The following is a 7,666-nucleotide window of genomic DNA, read 5'->3' as shown; positions in this document are numbered from 1 at the left end:
GGTAACCAGCTTCTTCTTGATTTCGTCGACAACGTCCTTGGAGTTTTCCATGGCCGAGGAGGCAACGTCCGTCTTGGCAGCGCCGAGGCCGAGGGCGTCCTGAACGGCCGAGAGGGCCTTGTTGTCCGAACGCATGGTGGTGGCGATCGACCAGTAAGCAGCGTTGTCAGCAGCGGTGCCGACGCGCAGACCCGACGAAATACGCTCCTGGGTGGTTTCCATCGAGGAGTTGATCGAACGCAGGGTGGCGAGTGCGCCCATAGCGGAAGAATTGGTGATGATGCTCGTCATTAGAGTGTCCCTTGATTACTTTAGACGATTTAGGGGACATACCGGACTTACCGGTGATGGCGGATCGGCTTCATGCCACTCGGTTCCAACAAACTCGGAAGAAACCAAACCCGTCATGTAAAAACGACTATCGTCGGCAAAGCTTGCGAATTGATTAAGCGCGCCCCGGCAATCGAGCCGAGGAAATTTATACTTAACAAGACTTTAATCTCGCGTTTCGAAAAGCCGACGTAGCGCTAGACGTGACACGGCTGGATCCCGACAGGCACGGGATCGCTCATGCCTGAGGCAAGCTACCTCGGCTAAACTTCGAACCAGACAAAGGACTAGCAAGCCGGCGACTTTCGCCGTGCATCTTCGACGGAGCTCTGAGTGAACGCCCAAGCCATCTTTTCGACAGCCTCGAGGCACTACCAGAAGGGGCAGTACACGGACGCGCTTGATCAGCTGAATGCGCTGATGGAACTCAATCGCGACACCAAGACCTACGTGCTCCTGGCCAAGGTCCTCGTGAAGCTCGGCTTCAAGACGGAAGCCGCCCGGGCCTACCAGCTCGCCGGCGAATCCGGCGGATCGCGGGCGGAGGACTATCTCACCGACGCGATGAAGCTCTACTTCGCCAACGGTCAGGAGGACGAGGCGCTGAGTATCGGGTTGCCACTTCTGGAGAAGGCCAAGACCGATCCGGAAATCGCCTTCATCATCGCGTCGATTTTCCTCAAGCGGGGCGAGAAGGCGATCCTGGGTCTCTTCAAGGCGCCGCTGACCCTGAGCACCAATCGCCTGCACAACGCGCTGGCCTTCAAGCTGCTGACCGCGGAGATCAACGACCTTCAGGATCGCGACGCACTCACCAATCTTTTCCGCAACAATCCGAAGAACGGGACCTTGCGGTCGGCCTATCTGGTCTACGCCCGCGAAGCGAATGACTATGCCGAGGTCGAAAAGCACGATCGCGACATCCAGAAGGCGCTGAAGGCGGGGCAGACCGATTTTCTCGCGGCAGAGGCGCCATACTACCATTCGACCTGGTGTGGGGACGAGCGGCTGAACCGAATTGCCGGCGCGCAACTTCAGCCCTACCCGCGGGGCCTCGCGGAAGCACGGCGCAACGCACCGCACAGCTGGGGCGACCGTATCCGCATCGGCTATGTCTCTGCCGATTTCTGGGAAGACCACGCCACCATGAAGTTGCTCCAGGGCGTGCTCATGGCGCACGACAAGGCACGCTTCGACGTGACGCTCTTCTGCCACACCAAGAGCGTTCACACGAGCCGTGACACGGGCGCGCGCGCAAAATGGGGCAGGATCATCGAGATCGGCGAGCTGACCGACGAAGAGGCGGCAGCGGTCATTCGTGCGGAAAACATCGACATCCTCATCGACTTGAAGGGGCACACGCTCGAAAGCCGGAGTACGATTTTCAACCAGGCGGCAGCACCTGTTCAGGTCGGCTGGCTCGGCTTTCCCGGAACGACCGTGAACGTCGATCTCGACTACATCATCGGCGACCCGTACGTGCTTCCTGACGCCAGCAAACCCCACTATCTGGAAAAATACTGCCGACTGCCGGAGACCTACCAGCCGAACGACCCATACGGGCGCCCGCGCCCGCAGCCGGCTTCCAGGCAGCAGGTCGGTCTCCCGGAGGAGGCCTTCGTCTTCGCGTCGTTCAACGCCAACCGCAAGATTTCGCTGCAGACGATCAATCTCTGGAGCGACATCCTGCGCCAGACCCCTGACAGTCTCCTGTGGCTGCTGTGCGATCGTGCGGATGCACGCGCGAACATTCTCGCCAGGTTCAAGAGCGCCGGCATCGACACCAAGCGCATCGTCCCCTGCGGCAAGCTGGTTTACCAGGATCACATCAATCGCATACCGCTCGCCGACGTCGGTCTTGATACCTTTCCCTACAATGGCCACACGACGACATCGGAGCAACTGTGGGCCGGCCTACCCGTGCTAACCCTCAAAGGCACGAACTTCGCCTCACGCGTCAGCGAAAGCCTGCTCAACGCCATCGGCGTACCGGAGCTCGTGGCGGCGGATCCGGAAGACTACGTTCGGGAGGCGGTCGCGCTCTACAACAACCGAGACAATGTCGCGGCATACCGGAAGACGCTCAACGACAACCGCTTCAAGATGCCGCTGTTCGACGCGGAACGCTTCTGCCTCCATCTGGAGACGAGCTACGAAATGATGGTCGACCGCGCAAAGCGCGGGTTGGCGCCCGATCACATCGATGTCCCGGCACTTGCCGCACGCGAAGGCTCTTTCGAACGCTGAGCGGCTTAACCATCAACGACAAAAGGCAGCGCCGCGGCGCTGCCTTTTTTGTTTGGTCGCGATGCTCGAAACAACGATACCGATCAGCTGGTCAACTAGCTGAAGGACCGCACCAGACTGCCGACGAGCAGATTCCAGCCGTCGATCAACACGAAGAACAGGATCTTGAACGGCAGCGAAATCGCCGTCGGCGGCAGCATCATCATGCCCATGGCCATGGTGATTGTGGCAACGATCAAGTCGATCACCAGAAACGGCAGCATGATCAGGAAGCCGATTTCGAAACCACGGCGGATTTCCGAAATCATGAAGGCAGGGACGACGGCGCGCAAATCGACCTTGTCGTCTACCACCACCGTCTGGCCCTTTTCCTTGGCAATGTCGATGAAGAGTTGCAGGTCCTTGTCGCGCGTGTTGGCGAGCATGAACTCGCGGAACGGTTCGGTAACGCGCGGGATCGCCTCCGTCTCGGTAATCTGGTTCTTGAGCAGGGGGTCGATGCCGTCGCGCCATGCGCGGTCGAAGGTCGGCGCCATGACGTAGAAGGTCATGAACAGCGCCAAGGAAACCATGATCATGTTGGACGGCGTGGTCGCCAAGCCCATGCCGGTGCGCAGGATCGCAAAGGCGATCACGAACCGCGGAAAACTCGTGACCATGATCAGGATGCCAGGAGCCACCGACAGGACGGTCAAAAGACCGAAGGTGCGGATGATCCACGAGGCGGCCGAGCCGTCTACGGGCGTATTGAGGATATCAGAGGGAAAGCTCTGGGCGCCGGCGATACCGGACATCGCCATCATGGCGACTATAAAGGCGACTAGCCGGACCATTTATCGAATCATTGGATGACGAAGGTTCTGAACATCACATTGGTTACGCGCCCATCGGAGCGAAGGTCAACCCGCTCCTGAATGTCATCCCGGAGATATTGAAAGCCGCGCGGTCCCTGGATCTGCTGCAGGGAGAGCGTTTTCAGGTAAGCGACAATATCCTGGTGGATCTGCTCGGCCAATTTGGGATCCGGCGCGCCGTCAAACTGCAAGGCGACTTCAAGCCGGACCCAGTTCTCCGAGGGATAAGCAAGGTTCGTTGTGATCGGCTCAAGCTGAACGACGCCGTTTGCTTCAGTCGAAATCTTCGGGAGCCCTTCTTCGCCGGTCGCATTGACGGCCGGCTCCTTGGTCGCCTCGACCTGCTCCTTCGGTGGCGGCGGTGCCAGCAGGCCTCCGACCAGCCAGCCGCCGCCACCGGCGACGAGCGTCAGCACGGCAAGCACCGCGATGGTCAACACCTTTGACGGTGGCTTCGGGCTGCTGGCGGTATCGAATTCTTCCATCGTGCCGTTCCCTGCCGATCAGATCGGCGAAAATAGATCCATGAACTGCTGGCCGTAGGGCGGCTGCTGCACTTCGGTCAGGCGACCACGGCCGCCATAGGAAATGCGCGCTTCGGCAATGCGGTCATAGGAGATCACGTTGTCGGCATCGACGTCCCGCGGCCGAACGATACCGGCGACGTTGAGGATACGCAGTTCGTGATTGACGCGAACTTCCTGCGAGCCACTGATCAAGAGATTGCCGTTCTCGAGAACCCCGGTGACGACGGCTGCGACGAGCACGCGCAGCTTTTCCGAACGTTCCGTCGAGCCGTCGCCCTCGGTCTTGGTGTTCGACCCATATTTCAGTTCGCCATCCCAGCCAAAATCGCTCGTCTGCGACTTGCCGTTGGCGCCGACATTGAAGCCACTCGAGTTCTTGCGGCTGCGGTCGGTCTTGTTGTCGAAGGTCGCGCCTTCGTTGATCTTGATGTCGACCGTCAGGATGTCGCCGACGTTGATGGCGCGTGCGTCCTTGAAGAGCGCCGCCTGCTGGTCGTTCCACAACGAATAGCCGTTTGTCATCTGGCGCGGCTGTTTCGGATACATCGCAAGCTGCGGCGTCTGGGAATATTGCAGGCCACTGCCGATCGGGCTCATCGACGGCGCCCGGCCGATCTCGTTGAACGCCTGGTTCTGACATCCCGCAAGGAGGGCGGCCCCGGTCAGCACGGCCGTTAGACGCTTTTTCATGATGGTTCCTTCGAGGTGTTCGGGTCGCTCGCACTCGAGATGATGTTGGTGAGGATCGCCGCCTTCTCGTCAGTCATCTCGCTGAGGATCAGCGACGACTGGCGTGGCGGCAGCTGCATGACGATGGCGGCAGCGATCTCGGGCCTGACCATTTCAAGTTTGCCGGCAGCGGCGTCCGGCTTCATCGTCTTGTAGATATCGACAAGGCCGAGTTCGGCCTGCTTGAGGAAATCGTTGCGGCGCTTCAGCCAGTCTTCATATTCCTCGCGCCGCTTCTCCAGCGTCGCAATGCGCTCGTCGATGCCCTTCTGCAGCGTCTCCAGATCCTTGCGCTGTAACACGTAGCGCTGGTCGCGCGCCGCGTCGGCGATATTGGTGCAGAACTGCTGGATCTCGTTCTGGGTCGCATCGCCGGCCGGTGGCGCGGTGACGTCCTGCGCAAAGGCGCCGGGCATCGAGAGCATGGTGGCTGCGGCGGCCGCGGCAAGCAGCACCTTCGAGAGCCTTCCGGATCTGTGGTTCTGAATTGCCGTCATTGCAGCACAAGCTCCGCCTGAAGGGCTCCCGCCGATTTGATGCTCTGCAGGATGGCGATGATGCCGTCCGGCTTGACGCCGATATTGTTGAGACCGGCGACCAGGGAACGCAGGCTCGATCCATTGAGGATCGCCACCGTGCCGCCGGCCGACTGGGCGTTGATCGTCGTGTTCGGTTCCATAGCCGTCTGCCCGCGAGAGAAGGGCAAAGGCTGGACAACGGTCGGCGTCTCGCTGACCTCCACGGTCAGGGTGCCGTAGCTCACCGCCACCTCGTTGACCCGGACATCCTGACCGATGACGATCGTACCGGTACGCTCGTTGATGACGACGCGCGCGGGCACATCGGTCTCGATGACGAGGTTTTCAATGTCGGCCATCAGTCGGGCGAGGTCAGCCATTTTCGGCTTTTCGACGAGAACCGCCTGGGAATCGCGCGCCTCGGCGATACGGCCGCCATACTGCTGGGCGGCATATTTGTTGATGGCCGCCGCCATGCCGACGGCCGTCGAGAAGTCGGGGTTGCGCAGTTGCAGAACGAGATTGAACCCGTCCTTGAACTTGGACGGGAGTTCCCGTTCGATGATCGCACCGTTCGGCACGCGTCCGGCTGTCGTGACACCCTGATTGAGCGTTGCGGCGTCGCCCTGGGCCGAGAACCCTGTGACGACCACCGAGCCTTGCGCGACCGCATAGATCTGGCCATCGGCGCCGGACAAGGAGGTCATGACCAGCGTGCCGCCGCGAAGCGACGTGGAATCGCCGAGCGAGCCGACGGTCACGTCGACGCGGCTGCCGGGACTTGCGAAGGGGGGCAGTGTCGCCGTCACCAGCACCGCCGCGACATTGCGCGTGCGGGAATCGCCGCCCTGCGTGGAAATACCGAGATTTTGCAGCATTGCGCGGATCGACTGGTCAGTGAACGGAGACGACCGAAGATTGTCGCCGGTGCCCTGCAAGCCGACGACAAGACCATAACCGATCAACTGGTTATCGCGACCGGCCTGGAGGGAGGCGACGTCTTTGATCCTCGACGCACCGAATGCCGGCGTCAGCGCAGCGGAAAGCGCGACGGCCAGCGTCAGGACCCATTTGAAGACATGCATTTTCATTTCGCCACCACATGAATAGTGCCGTCGGCCATGACCGTTCCGGAAACGATGACGCCGCTATCGACATTGCGCGCGCGGATCAGCTCGCCGACCGCAGCGTCCTGGAGCGGCGATCCGACCGCACTGATGGTCAGGCCGCCACTGCTGAAGACGAGACGCACGGTCGAACCGCGTTCCACCGCATACTGCTCGCGCAGAGCGCTTGCGAGAATGACGCGGCCGGGGAGAAGCGTGCGCTTGGTAACCTTGCCCTCGATCTCGCCCAGGGATTTGACATAGCCGTCGGCAAGATCCGGGTTGGTGACGTCGACGACCTCGACGCGGCTCGCATCGATCGCTTCGCCCGGATAGATCGTCTGGGTGGGGATCACCGCCGTCAGCCGCTCCGCATAGCCTGCCGAAGGCGACAGGAAAGCGGCGGCGAGCACCACGCCCGCTGCCAGCTTCAGCGCTTCGTGCGCGCGACCGGCCTTCGAAAGTCTGGTGTCTTTCGAAGGCATGGTGTCTGCGGATCGGCGAAACGTCATGTTTGCCCCCTGTTCCGTTACCTGAGGTTCTTGCTCACCGTGGCTGCCATTTCGTCGGCGGCCTGAATGATCTTGGAGTTCATCTCGTAGGCGCGCTGGGCCGAGATCAGGTCGGTGATTTCCTTGACCGGATCGACGTTGGACGCCTCGAGATACTTCTGCTTGATCTGCGCGAAGCCCGGGTCCGCAGGCGTGCCGACGATCGGCTCGCCGGATGCAGGCGTCTGCTTGAAGAGGTTTTCGCCCTGCGGCTCGAGGCCCGCCTCGTTGACGAAATTGGCGACCGTCAACTGGCCGATTTCCTGCATCGCGGGATTGTTGCCGATGCGCACCATCACCTGTCCGGAGCTGGTAAAGACGATTTCGGTGGCATCCTGCGGTACGGTGACGCCCGGAACGACGGTGTAGCCGTCGATCGTCACGAGCTGGCCTTGAGCGTTCTTGTTGAAGGCGCCGGCACGGGTATAGACGGTTTCGCCATCGGGCGTCTCCACCTGGAACCAGCCGCGACCGATCAGCGCCAGGTCGTAATCGTTGCCGGTCGAGACCATGCTGCCCTGGATGTGAAGGTTGCGCACGGCTGCCGTCTGTACGCCGAGGCCGATGATCGCGCCTTCGGGAACGATCGCCTGGTTAGAGCGGTTCGGCACGCCCTGGGCGCGTTCGGTCTGGTAAAGCAGATCGGAAAATTCTGCGCGGGCGCGCTTGTAGCCGGTCGTGTTGATGTTCGCGATGTTGTTCGCGATCACTTCCAGGTTCAGCTGCTGGGCGTTCATGCCGGTGGCGGCGATGGAAAGGGCCTTCATGTCTCGTTCCTTCAGATCTGCATGCGCGCGATTTCGA

8 protein-coding genes and 1 pseudogene are annotated in these 7,666 nt (G+C 61.0%); 1 reads left to right on the top strand and 8 read right to left on the bottom strand.

Features of this window, described 5'->3' with window-relative positions:
• Nucleotides 1-291, bottom strand: a pseudogene (locus VGO04_RS00690) (flagellin); the annotation flags it as partial.
• 372 nt (nucleotides 292-663) lie between these two features.
• On the opposite strand from VGO04_RS00690, the gene VGO04_RS00685 reads away from it, so the two are divergent.
• Nucleotides 664-2,577 carry a glycosyl transferase gene (locus VGO04_RS00685; RefSeq protein WP_327494036.1) on the top strand — a complete coding sequence of 638 codons (1,914 nt, stop codon included), beginning with the start codon at nucleotides 664-666 and terminating at the stop codon, nucleotides 2,575-2,577.
• Nucleotides 2,578-2,672: 95 nt separating this feature from the next.
• Here VGO04_RS00685 and fliP read toward each other — a convergent pair whose 3' ends face one another.
• Genes fliP through flgG form a run of 7 tightly spaced genes read right to left on the bottom strand, consistent with a single transcriptional unit; the run spans nucleotide 2,673 to nucleotide 7,629 of the window.
• Nucleotides 2,673-3,410: a flagellar type III secretion system pore protein FliP gene (fliP, locus tag VGO04_RS00680; RefSeq protein WP_327494035.1), complete on the bottom strand. Its 738-nt coding sequence runs from the start codon at nucleotides 3,408-3,410 to the stop codon at nucleotides 2,673-2,675.
• Nucleotides 3,411-3,418: 8 nt separating this feature from the next.
• Nucleotides 3,419-3,916, bottom strand: a complete 498-nt coding sequence (locus VGO04_RS00675; RefSeq protein WP_327494034.1) for a flagellar basal body-associated FliL family protein — start codon at nucleotides 3,914-3,916, stop codon at nucleotides 3,419-3,421.
• Nucleotides 3,917-3,934: 18 nt separating this feature from the next.
• Complete coding sequence (gene flgH / locus VGO04_RS00670) at nucleotides 3,935-4,648, bottom strand: flagellar basal body L-ring protein FlgH (protein ID WP_327494033.1); 714 nt, start codon at nucleotides 4,646-4,648, stop codon at nucleotides 3,935-3,937.
• Nucleotides 4,645-5,184 (bottom strand): MotE family protein, encoded by a 540-nt coding sequence (locus tag VGO04_RS00665; protein WP_327494032.1) that lies wholly within the window; start codon nucleotides 5,182-5,184, stop codon nucleotides 4,645-4,647. Before VGO04_RS00665 ends, flgH begins: the two co-directional genes overlap by 4 nt.
• Nucleotides 5,181-6,296 (bottom strand): flagellar basal body P-ring protein FlgI, encoded by a 1,116-nt coding sequence (locus VGO04_RS00660; RefSeq protein ID WP_327494031.1) that lies wholly within the window; start codon nucleotides 6,294-6,296, stop codon nucleotides 5,181-5,183. Before VGO04_RS00660 ends, VGO04_RS00665 begins: the two co-directional genes overlap by 4 nt.
• A complete protein-coding gene (gene flgA, locus VGO04_RS00655; RefSeq protein WP_414650491.1) occupies nucleotides 6,293-6,796 on the bottom strand; it encodes a flagellar basal body P-ring formation chaperone FlgA in 504 nt (167 codons plus the stop codon). Before flgA ends, VGO04_RS00660 begins: the two co-directional genes overlap by 4 nt.
• A gap of 44 nt (nucleotides 6,797-6,840) precedes the next feature.
• Complete coding sequence (gene flgG / locus VGO04_RS00650) at nucleotides 6,841-7,629, bottom strand: flagellar basal-body rod protein FlgG (RefSeq protein WP_327494029.1); 789 nt, start codon at nucleotides 7,627-7,629, stop codon at nucleotides 6,841-6,843.
• Nucleotides 7,630-7,666 lie beyond the last annotated feature (37 nt).

Origin of the sequence: Ensifer sp. (assembly GCF_035999185.1) — a bacterium.
In the GTDB taxonomy this organism is placed as follows: Bacteria; Pseudomonadota; Alphaproteobacteria; order Rhizobiales; family Rhizobiaceae; genus Ensifer.
Note: the sequence above shows the minus strand (reverse complement) of the source record. Positions and strands in the feature narration are given on the sequence as shown.

Coding starts and splice junctions, on each gene's coding strand:
- VGO04_RS00660 (WP_327494031.1), bottom strand. CDS start 6,296: ATGAAAATGCATGTCTTCAAATGGGTCCTGACGCTGGCCGTCGCGCTT.
- flgA (WP_414650491.1), bottom strand. CDS start 6,796: ATGCCTTCGAAAGACACCAGACTTTCGAAGGCCGGTCGCGCGCACGAA.
- VGO04_RS00665 (WP_327494032.1), bottom strand. CDS start 5,184: ATGACGGCAATTCAGAACCACAGATCCGGAAGGCTCTCGAAGGTGCTG.
- flgG (WP_327494029.1), bottom strand. CDS start 7,629: ATGAAGGCCCTTTCCATCGCCGCCACCGGCATGAACGCCCAGCAGCTG.
- fliP (WP_327494035.1), bottom strand. CDS start 3,410: ATGGTCCGGCTAGTCGCCTTTATAGTCGCCATGATGGCGATGTCCGGT.
- VGO04_RS00675 (WP_327494034.1), bottom strand. CDS start 3,916: ATGGAAGAATTCGATACCGCCAGCAGCCCGAAGCCACCGTCAAAGGTG.
- flgH (WP_327494033.1), bottom strand. CDS start 4,648: ATGAAAAAGCGTCTAACGGCCGTGCTGACCGGGGCCGCCCTCCTTGCG.